Source organism: Mesorhizobium sp. IMUNJ 23033 (genome assembly GCF_044778005.1).
GTDB classification, from domain to species: Bacteria; Pseudomonadota; Alphaproteobacteria; order Rhizobiales; family Rhizobiaceae; genus Mesorhizobium; species Mesorhizobium amorphae_A.
Genome location: NZ_JBJACT010000001.1, coordinates 406666 through 422666, shown reverse-complemented (window position 1 = coordinate 422666; position 16001 = coordinate 406666). Strand labels below are relative to the sequence as shown.

Here is a 16001-nt window from a genome sequence, read left to right as displayed (position 1 = left end):
ATTATCCTTTGACCGCGCCGGCGGTGAGGCCGGTGACGAGATAGCGTTGCAGGAAGGCGAAGAAGATGCAGACCGGGATCAGCGCCAGGATGGATGCCGCCATCATCTGCCCCCAGTCGACTGCGAACTTGCCGATATAGGTGAGCAGGCCGACGGCGAACGTCTTCTGGTCATCACTGGAAATCAGCATCAGGGCGAACAGAAGCTCGCTCCAGGCGGCTGTGAAGACGAAGCCGAGCGTGGCGCCCATGCCGGGCAGCGTCAGCGGCACGATCACCTTGCGCATCGCCTGGGCCCGCGTGCAGCCGTCGATCATCGCCGCTTCTTCGAGGTCCTTGGGGATGCCGTCGAAGAAGGACTGCATCAGGAAGGTGGCGAAGGCGGTGTTGAAGGCGGTGTAGATGATGATCAGCCCGACCAGGCTGTTGGTGAGGCCGAGCTCTCCCATGACGCGGTAGATCGGCGGGATGACCATCACCAGCGGGAAAGTCTGGGTGAGCAGGAGCAGGATCGCCAGCGTCGCCTTGCCACGGAAGGTGAAGCGCGACATTGCGTAGCCAGCAAGCGTGGCGATGACCGTGACGAATGCCGCCGTCGACACCGAGACGATGACGCTGTTCATGAAATAGCGCGGGAAGTCGGAGGCTTCGAGCACGGTGACGAAATTCTGGAACGTCGTCTGCGACGGCCACAGTGTGATGCCTTCGGAATAGAGCAGCCGTTCCGGCGTCACCGAGATCTTCAGCGTCCAGAAGATCGGGAACAGCGCAAAGATCATGTAGGCCGCGATGGCGCCGTAGAGGCCGATGCCGCCGACGATGCGCGAGGAAGTGGAGCGTCCGGCGATCATCAGACGTGCCTCACCAGCAAGCGGCGTATGGCGATCAGCGCCACCGCATAGGCAATCAGCAGCACCAGCAGCAGCACCGCCACCGCCGAGGCATAGCCCTTGTCCAGCGACTTGAAGGCGCTGACATAGATGTAGACCGGCACGGTGCTGGTCGAGCCGGCCGGCCCACCCTCGGTCATGACGAAGATCAGGTCGGCGAAGGTGGCGATCCAGATCGTGCGCAGCATGACGGTGATGACGATGGTCGGCGCCAGGAACGGCAGCGTCACCTTGGTGAAGCGCTGCCAGGGCGAGGCGCCGTCGATGGCGGCGGCCTCATGCAGTTCCGACGGGATCGACTTCAGCGCCGCCAGCAGCGTGATGGCGAAGAACGGGATGCCGAACCAGATGTTGGCGATGATCGGCCCCCACATGGCGGTAGCCGGATCGGACAGGATGTTGGTCGGCTCTGCCTTCAGCCCCAGCGCAAAGAGCCAATGCGGCAAGGGCCCGATGATCGGGTTGAACAGCCAGGCCCAGGTGAGGCCCGAAAGGAAGGACGGCACCGCCCAGGGCAGGAACACCACCGCCTGCACCAGTTTGCGGCCCGAGAATGGCTTGTCGAGCAGTAAGGCCAGGCCAAGCCCGAGGAAGAACTGGAAGAACAGACTGGCGACCGTCCACCATAGCGTGTTGACGAGCGCCTGTCCCAGCACCTGGTCGGACAGCATCGTTTCGTACTGGCCGAGGCCGACATATTCCGACCTGAAGGCGGAGAATTTGCGGAACGAGTAGCTGATGCCGATGATCAGAGGCACGAGAAGCACGACGACCAGCAGAACGATAGCCGGCGAAAGATAGAGCCAAGGCTCTATGGCGGCGTGAGATAGCCGTTTGCGTCGCGGCTTGCCTGTGGGTCGTATTGCGGACACGGCATAGGTCATCGGCTTCTGGATCGTCTCCTGGAGCAGCGTCGGGGACAGCGTCCTTCTCCCCGGTTACGGGGAGAGGATGCCGGCAGGCAGATGAGGGGCCGAGCCAGCGTTGCAGACGTCGCGCCGCCCCTCATCCGTCAGTTCGTGCCACCTTCTCCCCGTGAACGGGGAGAAGGAAGAAGCTGGCCTACTTCTTGTTCTTGGCCATCCAGTCCTGCTGCTCCTTGGTCAGGAACGCGGCCCATTGGTCGGCCACCTCCTTGGCCGTCTTCTGGCCGAGCAGCACTTCCTGGAAGTTCTTGATCGCCACCTGGTCGACGAAGTTGCCGAGGTTCTCCAGATGCGTCGGCGGCGTCACCATTTCATATTTGGAGCTGTCGCTCAGCTCCGTGAACCAGCCCTTGAACTGCTCGGTCTTGAAATGGGCATCCTGATCGGCGCCGTTGTGGATCGGGACGACACCGACTTCCTTGGCCCATTCCAGATTGTCCTTCGGCGACAGCAGCGTCGCCATCAGCTTCCAGGCATCGTCCTTGTGCTGGGAATTGGCGAACATCGCCCAGCCGGCATAACCGAGCGTCGGATAGGACTTGCCGCTCGGCCCGACCGGCAATGGCGCCACGGCGAAATCGTCGGCGCTCATCTTGTCGGCGATGCCGAGCAGCGCATCCGGATCCTGGTTGAGCATGGCGCAGGTGCCGGAATAGAAGCCGGTGACGGTTTCATTGAAGCCCCAGCTTACCGCATCCTTCGGCGCCAGGCCGTTCTTGTACATGTCGGCCAGCATCTGCAGGCCCTTGACCGAGCCTTCATCGTTGATGGTCGAGGTGCCATCCTCGTTGAAGTAGCCGCCCTTGCCGGCGGCAATGTTCATGAACATGTGCATGCCGTTGAAGGCGCCGGGGCCGCCACGCAGGCAGTAGCCATATTTTCCGGGAATGGCCGAGATCTTCTTGGAATCCTCGACGAATTCATCGAGCGTCGCCGGCGGGCCGTCGAGACCGGCCTCCTTGAACAGCTTCTTGTTCCAGAACAGCGCGTTCACATAGTAGCCGTAGGGGATCATGAACTGGGTGTTATTGACCGTCGAGCCGAACTGCTTGGCGCGGTCGCCAAGCGTCTTGGCGTCGTCCCACTTGGCCATATAGGGGCCAAGGTCCTCGAGCTGGCCGTTGGTGGCATAGAGGCCTATCCAGCGCTCCGGCATCTCGACGATGTCGGGCGTGTCGCCGGCCTGCACCATGGTGAGGAACTTCTCGAACGCCTGGCCCCAGGGCAGCGAGACGAGCTCGACCTTGACGCCCGGATTGGCGGCTTCGAACTCGGCGATCTGCTTCTTCAAAAATTCGGTGCGCGGCGGGCTGGTGATGACCTCGACCATCTTGAGCGTCGATTCGGCCATTGCGCTGCCGGCGGAGATCGCCAGTCCGGCGACGGCGGCAAGCATGAATGTCAGTTTTTTCATGTTCGGTACTCCCATTTTGAACTGCCTCGTTATTTTTTTGCTTTGTCGAAGGCTTGGGCGATGTCGGCCCAGAGATCCTCGACACTTTCCAATCCGACGTTGAAGCGGATGGTTCGGGGGCTGACGCCGAAGCGCGCCATCGAATTCAGGCCCGGCGTCTGCTCGAGCGTGGCCTTTGCCGGGACGACCAGGCTCTCGTGACCGCCCCAGCTGACGCCGATGCGGAAGAATTTAAGCGCGTCGACGAAGGCCGGAATGTCGACATCCTCCGTCACCTCGAAGGAAAACAACCCGGCATAGCCGGCCAGCGTCGCCTTGCCCGGATGGTTGGAATAGGCCGGGTGGTTGACGCGCTCGACCTGGCCGTGCGCCTTCAGCCGTTCCGCGAGGATGAGCCCGCTCTTCATGTGATGCGGCAACCGCAGCGGCAGCGTGCGCAGGCCGCGCAGCAAGAGCCATGCCTCGAACGGCGACAGCTTGCCGCCGAGCGAGGAATAGGTCTGCTCGTTGATGCGGCCGATATGGGGCGCCGAACCCGCCACCACGCCCGCGACGGTGTCGCTGTGGCCGCCGAGATATTTCGAGGCCGAGTGAAGGACGAGGTCGACGCCGTGCGAGATCGGCTTCTGGAACACCGGCGTCGCCCAGGAATTGTCGATGCTGGTGACGATGCCCTGTTCCTTGGCCAGCCGCGTCAGATGCGCGATATCCTGCAGCTCGAACATCATCGAGGTCGGGCTTTCCAGGTAGAGCAGCTTGGCGCCGGGCAGTGCCGCCGCGACCGCGTCGGGGTCGGAGCCGTCGACATAGTCGACCTTGATGTTGAGGCGCGGGAACAGCCGCTCGAACAGCCGGTAGGCGTCACCATAGCAGTTGCGCACGGCGACGATGCGCTCGCCGGCGCCGACGAAGGCAAGCACGGTGGCGCTGATCGCCGCCATGCCGCTGGAAAAGCCGCGTGCGGCTTCGGCGCCTTCGAGCGCTGCGACGCGCGCCTCGAACTCCATCACCGTCGGGTTGTCGCCGCGCGAATAGATCGGCTGGCGGCGGCGGCCGGCAAAAGTATCGGCCATCTCGGCATAATTGGCGAAGGTGAACAGCGAGGTCTGATAGATCGGCGGCACCACCGCACCGCCGGGGAACGGATCGTCATGGGCGAGGAGCGTCGCCGCCTCGGCGAGGTAGTCGCTGCCAAAAGTGCCTGGGTCGAAGCCGGTGGGGTGCTCGTTCATTTTCGATCCGAAAGTTTGAGATTGGCGGCGCCGCGCTTCAGGTCGTTCTCGACGGTGGCGATGAGCTTCAGCGCTTCGGCTCGAGCTCCCTCCGGGTCGTGGGCGGCGATGCAATTGAAGATGGCGCGGTGGTAGGGAAAGCTGGCATGGCCGAAATCGCGCACGCCGAGCGGATGTTCCCAGAAGCGGTGGAACAGCTCGTGCATGGCGCTGATGATCTGCTCGAACAGCGGATTGCCGGACGCGCGGTAGACCGCCTGGTGGAACTCCCAGTCTTCCTCCGACGACATGCCAGCGCGGGTCTGGAAGGCCTCTTCCATGATGTCGAGCTTGCGCTCGATCTCGGCGAGGTCGGCCTTGCCCGCCCGAACTGCGCAAAGGGCGGCGGCTTCGGCCTCGAGCGCGCGGCGGATTTCCAGCGTGCGCATCAGGCCGGTGAAATCATTGCCGCCGGCCAGTGTCAGCGGCATGTGCAGCATGTCGAGCGACACGGCCGCCTTGAGATAGGTGCCGCTGCCCTGGCGTCGCTCGACCAGGCCCAGCCCCTCCCAGCGCGTCAGCGCCTCGCGCACCGTGTTGCGGCTGACCTTGAGGCGCTCGGCGAGGATGCGCTCGGTCGGCAGCTTCTCACCGGGCTCCAGCTTTTCCTGCATGACGAAGCCGGCCAAAGCCTTCAGCACCGCATCGTCGCGGGCCGTCGTCTGGATCGGCGGAAGGAAATCGGTCACGCAGGCTGAGCCTAAAGTGGTTCAATGGTCCAACCAATTTCTGCACAGACCGACGGGCGAGTCAACCGCCGAAATGAAGCAGGGCCGAATAGCGCGGAGATGCGCCATTCGACCGGCCGGTTCAGCCATGGGCGCGTGACGGCTCGGGAACCGCGCCGGCGCTGCGCCAGCGGGCAAACATCTCCTCGCGAGCCCGCCTCGAGGCCGTAAGCCGCTCTTTTGCCTGCGCCAGCACAGCAGGCGAAGCCTGCGCGGGCGTGCCGGATCGGAAGGGAGGAGCCGGGGCATATTCGAGTGTGAGCTGCACCGTTTCGGCCTCGGCCTGGCCGAGAAGCCTGGCGACCAAGAGGAGACCGAAATCGATGCCTGAGGTGACGCCGCCTGCGGTGATCAGGTTCCCGTCCTCGACAATGCGCTCGTCGACAGGAATTGCGCCGAACTCGGCAAGGAAATCATGGGCATACCAATGCGTCGTCGCCCGCTTGCGCTTGAGCAACCCGGCCGCGCCGAGCACCAGGGCGCCGCTGCACACCGACGTGACGTAGCGTGCCTGCGCCGCGCGCTCCCGCACGAATTCGAGGACCGCCTGATCCTCCAGCAGCGCATTGATGCCTCCTCCGCCTGGAATGCACAGCACATCGAGAGGCGGGCAATCGTCGAACGTCTCCGTCGGCTCAAGGGATAGGCGGGTCGACGACATTATGGGATTGCGGTCCTTCCAGATCAGTTCCACCTCGGCGCCTTTTGCCGAGGCCAGGACTTCGTAAGGACCGGTGAGGTCGAGCTGCTGGACATTGGGGAATACGAGGATGCCGAAACGAAGGGCCATGGGAATCTCCGCAGGTTGACTCCGGCCAATCTAGGGGATCATGCTTTGGCACGATCGCCAATCACCCCTCATTTCGAGCCAAATCGCTATGCGCCGCATCGAAATCCTTGCCTATCCCGACGTCCAGCTCCTCGATGTAAGTGGGCCACTTCAGGTTTTCGCCAGTGCCAACGACTTCAAGCTGCAGGCCGGCGAGCCGGCTGCCTATGAGGTCGTTGTCGTGGCCGCCTCCCCGCGGATCAGGACGTCGGCCGGCCTCATGATCGAGACGGCGGCGCTGCCGCCGTGTGAGCTCGAAATCGACACGCTGATCGTGCCTGGGGGCTGGGGTGTTAACGCAGTCTGCGAGGATCCGAGCCTGATCGATTGGGTCATCGGCCGCTCGCGCGGCGCCACGCGAACGGCATCGGTCTGCAGCGGCGCCTTCCTGCTGGCGACGGCAGGTCTCCTCGACGGCCGTCGCGCCGTGACCCATTGGGGACGCTGCGCCGAGTTCGCCCAGCGCTTTCCGGCGGTCCGGCTCGAACCCGACCCGATCTTCATTCGCGACGGCAATATCTGGACGTCCGCAGGTGTGACGGCGGGAATTGATCTCGCGCTTTCCTTCGTCGAGGCCGACCTTGGCCGGCGCATGGCTCTTGCGGTGGCTCGCCAGTTGGTTGTTTTCCTGAAACGCCCCGGCGGCCAGGCGCAATTCAGCCAGACCCTCAAATTGCAGGAAGGCGACGAGCGCTTCGACCGTCTGCATGGCTGGATCCTGGACAATCTGGGCGGTGACCTGTCGCTGCCGAACTTGGCCGACCGCGCCAATATGAGCCCGCGCAGCTTCTCGCGGCACTATCGGGACGCAACGGGCCGGACACCCGCCCGTGCAATCGAAGAGATCCGGATCGAGGCGGCGCGCCGGATGCTGGAACGGGGCCTGGCCGTCAACCAGACGGCTCGGCGCTGTGGCTTCGGCTCGGAAGAGACGATGCGGCGCGGCTTTCTGCGCGTCCTCGGCACGAACCCGCGCGACTATCGCGAGCGTTTCTGACGCACCAACCTGTAGAGAAGCGAATGTATCGCCGGGCGCGAAAGCGCTCTCCCCAAGCCTATGCGCGCTACTGCGACACCTATGCCAAATGGATTGCGCCTGGTATGCGGGCGGCCAGGCCTATGTCGATGACCAGCCGGTACGGGTCGACAAGGTCGATCTGCGCACAATCGACAAAGCGCGCTTCGAACGATCGAACCTCGATCGGCGCATCAAATCGGCGGTGCTGGTCGATCCAGGTCTCGCACAGGCCTACGAGGCACAGAGCCTGAAAGAGATCGCGGTCCCGATGAGCTTCATCAATCTGGGCAGCGCCGACACCATTCCCGAGGCGGTAATCGCCGACAAACTGGCTGCCCTGGTACCGCAAGGAACATACGCCACCGTCGCGGGCGCCGTGCACTTCAGCTTTCTGCCGGAATGCAAGCCGGGCGGCGCCGAACTGCTCAAATCGCTCGGGGAGGTCGACCCGATCTGCGAGGACGGCGGCAGCCGGTCACGTGCCGACCTTCATTCCGAGTTGATCGGCCTCATACGGAGAGCCCTGCTGCGAACCCTGAAGGATCCCATTTGATTGCATGGCGGCGTGACCGAGGTCGGTCAGCGCATAGACGCCGCGCTCGGCCCTCGCAAACCAGCCGTAGTAATTGTGCAGCAGGATGCTGGCCGCGCGTGGTGAAACGGCTTTCAAATCTCGCGGCCGCTTCGGGCCATCGGCCATGGCGGCGGCGCAAGCCAGCGCGTCCTGCCGGTAGGCGGTCATGATCGGTACGCGCGTGCTGCCGCCGGGTGCGGGATCGCCGCGCCGGCGCCGATGCTCGTCCATCAATCGCGACCGTCTCCTCGGGTCGCGCCTTGGCGGCAGCGCGGCAGGGCTGAGCAGCAGTTCGACCTCGCCCTTGCCGCCAACGCCCAGCAGGCCGAAGCCCAGGCGCCGGCACAACGCCCTGAACCGGCGATCCTGCTCGCGGCCCTTGCCGCGTGCCGACATGCACGCTGCAAGCCAGACTTCGTCGCAGGCCGCGGCGCGATCGACTGCCTGGAGCACGAGTTCGAGGTTGAACTGCAGTTTCAGCTCGCAAATGACGACCACGGGCGGCTCGCCATCGCGCACGCCGACGATATCGCAGCCGCCAATCTCGCCCTTGACGGTGAAGCCCTGGCTCTCGAGGAACCGCTTTACCGGCGTGTAGAGTGACGTTTCCTGCATAAGCAAGGCTTAGCCGATTCGGGCCAGGCTGGCACCGTGAAGACCGCGTGATGCCCGCTACGATCTACGGTGCCTGGCGCGACAAGCCTCACCAGAAACCGACGAGCGACCTCAGAAACGCTGCAGGGCCGGCCGCTTCCCGGCACAGCTTGCGAAACCCGGTTCGCCCTGTTGCGCTGATTACATCATCGTCGATGTCGCGAAGAATGGTCCGCGCGCATTGGGCGGTTTGCGCGAGTGCATAAGCGCCGCGCCCGCCTGCGCGCCGAAGAAGGTCGGAACATCAGCGCCAGCCGAGGGCCGGCGCGATGTGCTTCAGTATCGCCCCGATGACATGCGCGTTGTAATCCACGCCGAGCTGGTTGGGGACGGTCAGCAGCAGTGTATCGGCCTCGGCGATCGCTTCGTCCTCTCTCAACTGATCAACGAGGACATCCGGCTCGGCGGCGTAGGTACGGCCAAACACGGCAAGTTTGTCGGGCTCGATGTAGCCGAAATGATCCTCGCTCCCGTTGCTGCCGAAATAGGCGCGGTCGCGGTCATTCACCAACGCGAAGATGCTGCGGCTGACGGACACCCGCGGCTCGCGCGCATGCCCCGCTTCCTTCCACGCTGCGCGAAAAGCCCGGATCTGCTCGGCCTGCTGGATGTGGAGCGGCTGTCCGCCCTCGTCGAATTTGAGCGTCGAGCTCTGCAGGTTCATGCCGAGCTTGCCCGCCCATTGCGCGGTGGCGTTGGTGGCGGCGCCCCACCAGATCCTGTCGCGCAGACCGGCCGAGAACGGCTCGAGACGCAGCATTCCAGGGGGATTGGGAAACATCGGCCGCGGGTTGGGTTGCGCGAAGCCTTCGCCGCGCAGCATCTCGAGGAAAACCTCGGCGTGGCTGCGTGCCATGTCGGCATCGCTCTGGCCTTCCTGCGGCACGTAGCCGAAGTAGCGCCAGCCGTCGATCACCTGCTCCGGCGATCCCCGGCTGATGCCAAGCTGCAGGCGACCGCCGGCGATCAGGTCGGCCGCGCCTGCGTCCTCCGCCATATACAGCGGGTTCTCGTAGCGCATGTCGATGACGGCGGTGCCGATCTCGATGCGGCTGGTTTTGGCGCCAACCGCGGCCAGAAGCGGAAAGGGCGAACCAAGCTGGCGGGCAAAATGATGCACGCGGAAATAGGCGCCGTCCGCGCCCAGTTCCTCGGCAGCGACGGCCAGCTCGATCGCCTGCAGAAGCGCATCGGAAGCCGACCGCGTCTGCGACTGGGACGAGGGCGACCAATGGCCAAAGGAAAGGAAGCCGATCTTCTTCATGCGACAAGCCCGTTCATTCTACATCCTCGTCGGCGCGACAGGATTACGTCGGGTCCGTGGGTAGCGCGTCAACACACCCATCGTCCATGACACAGACTGTCAAGGTTCCGAGAACGGCGTTTGTCTGCCTCGACTATTGCCTGGCGAACGCGCCCGTGTAGGTCTGCCCGGCAAGCGTATAGGTCGCAGCCAGCGTTCCGTCCGGCAGCATCGCAAAGCTGGCATCCGCGCCATTGGGGAGGCGCCCAAGCTTCATTGTGTTCCCCACAATCTTCCCGGCGCCGTCGGCCACTCCCGGCCTGTTGTCGGCCAGATCGCCCCACGCATAGGTGACCGTCACCTGCCCGCGTGGAGAAATCGTCAGCACGGCCAGCTTGCCTTCATACATCCCATCCAGCCGTCCGGCCCATATGCCGGAAAAAGCGGCGTATTTGGGCGGAACGCCCTTGGCGGGGGGCGTGATCGCCACGGAGGGATCCAGAACCGCCGAACCCTCCGGAGCAGGAGCCGCAACAGCGGGAAGGGCGGGCTGTGGGGCAGGCGGTGGCGGTGTTTCAGGAGCCGATTGGCAGGCGGCGAGCACGAATGCCGCGAAACCAAGCATCGGAAAAGGACTGTTTGGTGGAGCCAATCGGAATCGAACCGACGACCTCTTGAATGCCATTCAAGCGCTCTCCCAACTGAGCTATGGCCCCACTCCCGGCAGTCAGCCGGCGCCGTTTCCGGCGAAGAGATCGGCGCGGGTTGCGAAGACCGCGCCGTTAGTGCAGGCGGCTTCTAACCCCGCCTTCCGTCAATATCAAGCCTTCCAGAGCCGCTTTTTCGTCACAACCCAAGAAAGCCTGCAGGCGCATGCCCGCGGCCGATCAGACTTCGTCGTCGTCGTCGCCAACGCCGATCATGTCGGCGACATCGTCGTCTTCTTCCTCTTCGTCGGCGAGGAACGTGTCGTCCTCGTCGTCGCCGAGGTCCACATCGTCCTCGTCGTCGCCCAGATCGGGAAGATCGTCGCCGGTCTTCGCCTCCTCATCGGCCTCTTCGAGCGAGACGATCTCGGCGCCCTCTTCCTCCTCGGCGTCGACTTCCTTCTCGGCGACTTCCTCGTCCTCCTCGATCGCGGTGATCTTGCCTTCGTCGAAATAGGAGCGCGGATAGCTCTTGCCGGTATAGGGCGAGACGATCGGGTCCTTGTTCAGGTCATAGAATTTCCGACCCGTTTCCGGGTCTATGCGTTTGGTGCCAAGTTCGGGTTTTGCCACGGCAAGCCTCGTAGATAAAAGGTTGGTCCCCTTAACCACTGTTTACGGCGCTGTCAAAGCCAAAAGCCGGCGTTACAAAAGCCGGCCTTCGAAGGCCCGGTACAAGGGGATGACCATTTCCGTGCGCCGTGATACGAGACCGCCGCAACAAAAGAAAATGGCCGGTCCGCCGGCATTCCATCCAGGGAAAACCATGTCTCACGCTGCCGCTCCGAAACCGGCCACGGCCCGCAAGTCACCAGCCCTTTCCGGCGCCGCGCGCGTGCCCGGCGACAAGTCGATCTCGCACCGCTCCTTCATGTTCGGCGGCCTGGCCTCCGGCGAGACCCGCATCACCGGCCTGCTCGAAGGCGAGGACGTGATGCGCACGGGTGCGGCCATGAAGGCGATGGGCGCGCATATCGAGAAGCATGACGACGAATGGGTGATCCGCGGCACCGGCAACGGCGCGCTGCTGCAGCCCGAAGGCCCGCTCGATTTCGGCAATGCCGGCACCGGCTCGCGCCTCACCATGGGCCTGGTCGGAACCTACGACATGGAAACCACCTTCATCGGCGATGCTTCGCTGTCAGGCCGGCCGATGGGCCGCGTGCTCGAACCCTTGCGCCAGATGGGCGTACAGGTGCTGAAGGCGACGCCCGGTGACCGCATGCCGATCACCCTGCGCGGTCCCAAGCATGCCGCACCGATCACCTACCGTGTGCCGATGGCCTCTGCGCAGGTGAAGTCCGCGGTGCTGCTGGCCGGCTTGAACACGCCGGGCATCACCACCGTGATCGAGCCGGTGATGACGCGCGACCACACCGAAAAGATGCTGAAGGGGTTCGGCGCCAATCTGACGGTCGAGACCGACGAGCGCGGCGTGCGCCATATCTTCATCGAAGGCCAGGGCAAGCTCACGGGGCAGATCATCGCCGTGCCCGGCGATCCGTCCTCGGCCGGCTTCCCGCTGGTGGCCGCCCTCATCGTGCCGGGTTCCGACATCGTCATCGAAAACGTGCTGATGAACCCGACGCGCACCGGGCTGTTGCTGACCTTGCAGGAGATGGGCGGCCGGATCGACATCTTGAACCCGCGCAATGCCGGCGGCGAGGACGTCGCCGACCTGCGCGTGCGCTATTCCGAACTGAATGGAGTCATCGTGCCGCCCGAGCGGGCGCCGTCGATGATCGACGAGTACCCGGTGCTGGCGGTGGCGGCGAGCTTCGCCGAAGGCGAAACACTGATGCAGGGGTTGGAGGAGTTGCGGGTGAAGGAATCCGACCGGCTCTCGGCGGTGGCCAACGGGCTGAAGCTCAACGGCGTCGACTGCACCGAGGGCGAAGCGACGCTTGCCGTGCGTGGCAGGCCGGGCGGCAAGGGCCTGGGCCAGCACCCCAATGGCCAGGGCACCATCGTCCAGACCCATCTCGACCACCGCATCGCCATGAGTTTTCTGGTCATGGGGCTGGCGACGGAAAAGCCGGTGACCATCGACGACCAGGCGATGATCGCGACGAGCTTTCCTGAGTTCATGGGGTTGATGAAGGGGCTTGGGGCGGAGATCGGATAGCGGTCGATGGCAATGGCTACCTTGGGAAATTGGTGCCTGACATCTCTCCCTTCGTCATCCTGGGGCGGAGCAAGGAGTGAAGCGACGCGGCGCAGACCCCAGGATCCATGCCGTTACATCGAAGCGCCGCAACGATGCTATCTTCGGCTGATGTCACGGTATGGATCCCAGGAGCTTCGCTCCGCTTCGCGTTCGCTGCGCCCTGGGATGGCGAAGACGCGAGGGCCTGTCGCCAGGCAGACGAGGCGTTGACCTACCAATGACCCCAACCTTCACCATCGCCATCGACGGGCCTGCCGGCGCCGGCAAGGGCACTCTCGCCCGGCGGCTCGCCGACCACTACCGGCTGAACCTGCTCGACACCGGCCTCACCTATCGCGCGGTAGCCTATGCACTGCTTCAACACGCGCTACCGCTCGACAATGTCTCGGCTGCCGAAACCGCGGCGCGTCAGGTCGATCTGGCTAGGCTCGACCGGGCCGTGCTGTCGGCGCATGCGGTCGGCGAGGCAGCTTCGAAGGTTGCGGTTTATCCGACCGTGCGGCGCATCCTGGTCGAAAAGCAACGCGACTTCGCCAAGACGCCGCCGGGTGCAGTGCTCGACGGGCGCGACATCGGCACCGTGGTGTGCCCCGATGCCGACATCAAGCTCTATGTGACGGCAAGCGCCGAGGTGCGGGCGCGGCGGCGGCTGGCCGAGATCGAAAGCATCGGCGGCAGCGCCGACTTCGCCACGATCCTTGCCGACATCCAGCGCCGCGACGAGCGCGACATGGGTCGCGCCGACTCGCCGCTGAAGCCGGCGGCCGACGCGCACTTGCTTGATACCAGCGAAATGGCTATAGAAGCCGCGTTTCTTGCAGCCATGGCGATCATCGACGACGTGCTGGCCAAGAGAAACAAGGCCTGATCCAGGTTTTTCCTCACGCTGCCGATTGCCGGCGGTGAAGAAAATACCCATATCGGGCACGAACCAGCCTGCCAGCATTCTTCATGCGCCGGAATTGCCGCTTAGAGCGGCCCAGGGCTTTGTAGCCCGGAACGCCGGTAGGCCAACGCAACGCTAACCCACGGCGCCCGTCCCGCTTGAGATGCGGGGCATTCCAGGAGAAAATATGTCAGCTGCAAATCCCACTCGCGATGATTTCGCGAGCCTGCTCGAAGAATCCTTTACCGCCGGCCATTCCGGCGAAGGCCAGGTCGTCAAGGGCACGATCACCGCGATCGAAAAGGACATGGCCATCATCGACGTCGGCCTCAAGGTCGAAGGCCGCGTGCCGCTGAAGGAATTCGGCGTCAAGGGCAAGGACACCACCCTCAAGGTCGGTGACACCGTCGAAGTCTATGTCGAGCGCATCGAGAACGCGCTTGGCGAAGCGATGCTGTCGCGCGAGAAGGCTCGTCGCGAAGAGAGCTGGGTCCGTCTCGAAGAGAAGTTCACCAAGGGCGAGCGCGTCGAAGGCGTCATCTTCAACCAGGTCAAGGGCGGCTTCACCGTCGACCTCGACGGCGCCGTGGCCTTCCTGCCGCGCAGCCAGGTCGATATCCGCCCGATCCGCGACGTTTCCCCGCTGATGCACAACCCGCAGCCCTTCGAGATCCTCAAGATGGATCGCCGCCGCGGCAACATCGTGGTGTCGCGCCGCACCGTGCTCGAAGAGAGCCGCGCCGAACAGCGTTCGGAAATCGTGCAGAACCTCGAAGAAGGCCAGGTGGTCGAAGGCGTCGTCAAGAACATCACCGACTACGGTGCGTTCGTCGACCTCGGCGGCATCGACGGCCTGCTGCATGTCACCGACATGGCATGGCGCCGCGTCAACCATCCGACCGAGATCCTCAACATCGGCCAGACGGTCAAGGTGCAGATCATCCGCATCAACCAAGATACCCACCGCATCTCGCTCGGCATGAAGCAGCTCGAAAGCGATCCGTGGTTGGAGATCGGCACCAAGTTCCCGATCGGCAAGAAGATCAAGGGTACCGTCACCAACATCACCGACTACGGCGCGTTCGTCGAGCTGGAGCCGGGCATCGAAGGCCTCATCCACGTTTCGGAAATGTCGTGGACGAAGAAGAACGTGCACCCCGGCAAGATCCTGTCGACGACCCAGGAAGTCGACGTGGTGGTGCTCGAGGTCGATCCGGCCAAGCGCCGCATTTCGCTCGGCCTCAAGCAGACGCTGGAAAACCCGTGGGAAGCCTTCGCGCGCACCCATCCGGTCGGCAGCCAGGTCGAGGGCGAGGTCAAGAACAAGACCGAGTTCGGCCTGTTCATCGGCCTGGAAGGCGACGTGGACGGCATGGTGCACCTCTCCGACCTCGACTGGACCCGTCCGGGCGAGCAGGTCATCGAAGAGTACAATCGCGGCGACATGGTCAAGGCGCAGGTGCTCGACGTCGACATCGAGAAGGAGCGCATCTCGCTCGGCATCAAGCAACTGGCCAAGGATACGGTCGGCGAAGCGGCGACCTCGGGCGAACTGCGCAAGAACGCCGTCGTCACCTGCGAGGTCATCGGCGTCAAGGATGGCGGTCTGGAAGTGCGGCTGGTCGACAGCGGCATCGAGACATTCATCAAGCGCTCTGACCTCAGCCGTGATCGCGACGAGCAGCGCCCCGAGCGCTTCACCGTCGGCCAGAAGGTCGATGCCCGCGTCATCGCCTTCGACAAAAAGACCCGCAAGCTGCAGGTCTCGATCAAGGCGCTGGAAATCGCCGAAGAGAAGGAAGCGGTCGCCCAGTACGGCTCGACCGACTCCGGCGCTTCGCTGGGCGATATCCTGGGTGCCGCGCTGAAGAAGCAGGGCAGTTAAGCCCCTTCGCACCGACTGAAAACAAAACCCCGCCGGATCGCTCCGGCGGGGTTTTTCTTTGGCTAGAAGATTGCGCTCAGGCCCTGCCGTAAAGCGGCACCAGCGTGCCGCTCATTGCCAAATTGGCCGGCGAGGCGAGATAGGCGATCGCCTCGGCGGCGGCTTCAAGGCTGACCCATTTGCTGAAATCGGCGTCCGGCATGTCGGTCCGGGTTGCCGGCGTGTCGAGAGTCGAGGGCGCCACGGCATTGACCAATATGCCCTTGCCTTTCAACTCCTCGGCCATGGCCAGCGTCATCGCGGCGACTGCCGCCTTGCTGGCGGCATAGGCGACCATGCCGGAGCCGCGCCTGGGCTCGAGCCCGGCGCGCGCCGAGACGTTGACGATGCGGCCCGCCGTGCTCGACGCCAGCATCGAGCGCACCGCCGCGCGACAGCACAGGAAGGTCGTGCGGGCGTTGGTGTCCATCATCTCGGCGAAGGACGCCGACTCGATCTTCTCCACCGGCGCCATGGTGAAGCCGCCCGCCAGGTGGATGGAACCCCAGAGTTCCGGAAGCTGGTGGTAGAACGCCTCGACCTTGGCGGAGTCCGAAAGGTCGACATTGTGCGCCAGCCTGACGCGATCATGCGTGGTGAAAGGAAAATGCGAAGGTGCGGCGGCATGGGCATTGGGAACATGGCAGACCGCGCCCTGCTCCAGGAGCTTGCCGACAACCGCGCCGCCCAGCGCCCCGGTGCCGCCGGTCACCACGATATGCCTGCCGTCCAGTGTTTCCGTCATATTCGACTGCTCCAGTGTTCTTATGC

General features: G+C 64.1%; 16 protein-coding genes and 1 tRNA gene. 5 read left to right on the top strand and 12 right to left on the bottom strand.

The window, feature by feature from the left end; all coding sequences use genetic code 11:
- Position 1: 1 nt before the first annotated feature.
- The 6 genes from ACFX5Q_RS02035 to ACFX5Q_RS02010 form a co-directional block, all read right to left on the bottom strand.
- Positions 2–850 (bottom strand): carbohydrate ABC transporter permease, encoded by an 849-nt coding sequence (locus ACFX5Q_RS02035; RefSeq protein WP_404274973.1) that lies wholly within the window; start codon positions 848–850, stop codon positions 2–4.
- Positions 850–1773, bottom strand: a complete 924-nt coding sequence (locus tag ACFX5Q_RS02030) for a carbohydrate ABC transporter permease (RefSeq protein WP_404274971.1) — start codon at positions 1771–1773, stop codon at positions 850–852. The genes ACFX5Q_RS02035 and ACFX5Q_RS02030 overlap by 1 nt, the downstream gene beginning before the upstream one ends.
- 178 nt (positions 1774–1951) lie before the next feature.
- Positions 1952–3229 carry an ABC transporter substrate-binding protein gene (locus ACFX5Q_RS02025; RefSeq protein WP_404274970.1) on the bottom strand — a complete coding sequence of 426 codons (1278 nt, stop codon included), beginning with the start codon at positions 3227–3229 and terminating at the stop codon, positions 1952–1954.
- A 29-nt stretch (positions 3230–3258) separates the two neighbouring features.
- Complete coding sequence (locus ACFX5Q_RS02020; protein WP_404274968.1) at positions 3259–4461, bottom strand: PLP-dependent transferase; 1203 nt, start codon at positions 4459–4461, stop codon at positions 3259–3261.
- Positions 4458–5189 (bottom strand): FadR/GntR family transcriptional regulator, encoded by a 732-nt coding sequence (locus ACFX5Q_RS02015; protein WP_404274967.1) that lies wholly within the window; start codon positions 5187–5189, stop codon positions 4458–4460. The genes ACFX5Q_RS02020 and ACFX5Q_RS02015 overlap by 4 nt, the downstream gene beginning before the upstream one ends.
- 121 nt (positions 5190–5310) lie before the next feature.
- Complete coding sequence (locus ACFX5Q_RS02010) at positions 5311–6018, bottom strand: DJ-1/PfpI family protein (protein ID WP_404274965.1); 708 nt, start codon at positions 6016–6018, stop codon at positions 5311–5313.
- A gap of 88 nt (positions 6019–6106) precedes the next feature.
- Between ACFX5Q_RS02010 and ACFX5Q_RS02005 the strand changes: the two genes are divergently transcribed.
- Both ACFX5Q_RS02005 and ACFX5Q_RS02000 read left to right on the top strand, forming a co-directional pair.
- Positions 6107–7054 (top strand): GlxA family transcriptional regulator, encoded by a 948-nt coding sequence (locus tag ACFX5Q_RS02005; RefSeq protein WP_404274963.1) that lies wholly within the window; start codon positions 6107–6109, stop codon positions 7052–7054.
- Between the two features lie 88 nt (positions 7055–7142).
- A complete protein-coding gene (locus ACFX5Q_RS02000; RefSeq protein WP_404274961.1) occupies positions 7143–7628 on the top strand; it encodes an alpha/beta hydrolase family protein in 486 nt (161 codons plus the stop codon).
- On the opposite strand, the gene ACFX5Q_RS01995 is transcribed toward ACFX5Q_RS02000, so the two are convergent.
- From ACFX5Q_RS01995 to ACFX5Q_RS01975, 5 genes are all read right to left on the bottom strand, one after another.
- The gene (locus tag ACFX5Q_RS01995; RefSeq protein ID WP_404274959.1) at positions 7551–8264 is read right to left on the bottom strand and encodes a DUF2161 family putative PD-(D/E)XK-type phosphodiesterase; all 714 of its coding nucleotides are present in this window, start codon (positions 8262–8264) and stop codon (positions 7551–7553) included. The two genes, ACFX5Q_RS02000 and ACFX5Q_RS01995, sit on opposite strands and share 78 nt — an antisense overlap.
- A gap of 283 nt (positions 8265–8547) precedes the next feature.
- Positions 8548–9567, bottom strand: a complete 1020-nt coding sequence (locus ACFX5Q_RS01990; RefSeq protein WP_404274957.1) for an LLM class flavin-dependent oxidoreductase — start codon at positions 9565–9567, stop codon at positions 8548–8550.
- A gap of 133 nt (positions 9568–9700) precedes the next feature.
- A complete protein-coding gene (locus ACFX5Q_RS01985; RefSeq protein ID WP_404274956.1) occupies positions 9701–10036 on the bottom strand; it encodes a hypothetical protein in 336 nt (111 codons plus the stop codon).
- A 150-nt stretch (positions 10037–10186) separates the two neighbouring features.
- Positions 10187–10262 (bottom strand) — tRNA-Ala (locus ACFX5Q_RS01980).
- Positions 10263–10433: 171 nt separating this feature from the next.
- Positions 10434–10826, bottom strand: coding sequence for a TIGR02300 family protein (locus ACFX5Q_RS01975; RefSeq protein ID WP_006204003.1), 393 nt, complete (start codon positions 10824–10826; stop codon positions 10434–10436).
- Between the two features lie 193 nt (positions 10827–11019).
- Here ACFX5Q_RS01975 and aroA point away from each other — a divergent pair, with 193 nt between their 5' ends.
- From aroA to rpsA, 3 genes are all read left to right on the top strand, one after another.
- Complete coding sequence (aroA, locus tag ACFX5Q_RS01970; protein WP_404274954.1) at positions 11020–12378, top strand: 3-phosphoshikimate 1-carboxyvinyltransferase; 1359 nt, start codon at positions 11020–11022, stop codon at positions 12376–12378.
- A gap of 259 nt (positions 12379–12637) precedes the next feature.
- A complete protein-coding gene (gene cmk / locus ACFX5Q_RS01965) occupies positions 12638–13288 on the top strand; it encodes a (d)CMP kinase (protein WP_404274952.1) in 651 nt (216 codons plus the stop codon).
- Between the two features lie 205 nt (positions 13289–13493).
- Positions 13494–15191, top strand: coding sequence for a 30S ribosomal protein S1 (rpsA, locus tag ACFX5Q_RS01960; RefSeq protein WP_404274950.1), 1698 nt, complete (start codon positions 13494–13496; stop codon positions 15189–15191).
- A 76-nt stretch (positions 15192–15267) separates the two neighbouring features.
- Here the strand turns inward: rpsA and ACFX5Q_RS01955 are convergent, their stop codons facing one another.
- A complete protein-coding gene (locus tag ACFX5Q_RS01955) occupies positions 15268–15975 on the bottom strand; it encodes an SDR family NAD(P)-dependent oxidoreductase (protein ID WP_404274948.1) in 708 nt (235 codons plus the stop codon).
- Positions 15976–16001 lie beyond the last annotated feature (26 nt).

Bases quoted from the DNA above. Each gene is read 5' to 3' on its own strand.
- ACFX5Q_RS02030 (WP_404274971.1), bottom strand. From the start codon at position 1,773: ATGACCTATGCCGTGTCCGCAATACGACCCACAGGCAAGCCGCGACGC.
- ACFX5Q_RS01955 (WP_404274948.1), bottom strand. From the start codon at position 15,975: ATGACGGAAACACTGGACGGCAGGCATATCGTGGTGACCGGCGGCACC.
- ACFX5Q_RS02025 (WP_404274970.1), bottom strand. From the start codon at position 3,229: ATGAAAAAACTGACATTCATGCTTGCCGCCGTCGCCGGACTGGCGATC.
- ACFX5Q_RS02000 (WP_404274961.1), top strand. From the start codon at position 7,143: ATGGATTGCGCCTGGTATGCGGGCGGCCAGGCCTATGTCGATGACCAG.
- ACFX5Q_RS02020 (WP_404274968.1), bottom strand. From the start codon at position 4,461: ATGAACGAGCACCCCACCGGCTTCGACCCAGGCACTTTTGGCAGCGAC.
- ACFX5Q_RS01995 (WP_404274959.1), bottom strand. From the start codon at position 8,264: ATGCAGGAAACGTCACTCTACACGCCGGTAAAGCGGTTCCTCGAGAGC.
- ACFX5Q_RS02035 (WP_404274973.1), bottom strand. From the start codon at position 850: ATGATCGCCGGACGCTCCACTTCCTCGCGCATCGTCGGCGGCATCGGC.
- ACFX5Q_RS02010 (WP_404274965.1), bottom strand. From the start codon at position 6,018: ATGGCCCTTCGTTTCGGCATCCTCGTATTCCCCAATGTCCAGCAGCTC.
- aroA (WP_404274954.1), top strand. From the start codon at position 11,020: ATGTCTCACGCTGCCGCTCCGAAACCGGCCACGGCCCGCAAGTCACCA.
- rpsA (WP_404274950.1), top strand. From the start codon at position 13,494: ATGTCAGCTGCAAATCCCACTCGCGATGATTTCGCGAGCCTGCTCGAA.
- ACFX5Q_RS02005 (WP_404274963.1), top strand. From the start codon at position 6,107: ATGCGCCGCATCGAAATCCTTGCCTATCCCGACGTCCAGCTCCTCGAT.
- ACFX5Q_RS01990 (WP_404274957.1), bottom strand. From the start codon at position 9,567: ATGAAGAAGATCGGCTTCCTTTCCTTTGGCCATTGGTCGCCCTCGTCC.
- cmk (WP_404274952.1), top strand. From the start codon at position 12,638: ATGACCCCAACCTTCACCATCGCCATCGACGGGCCTGCCGGCGCCGGC.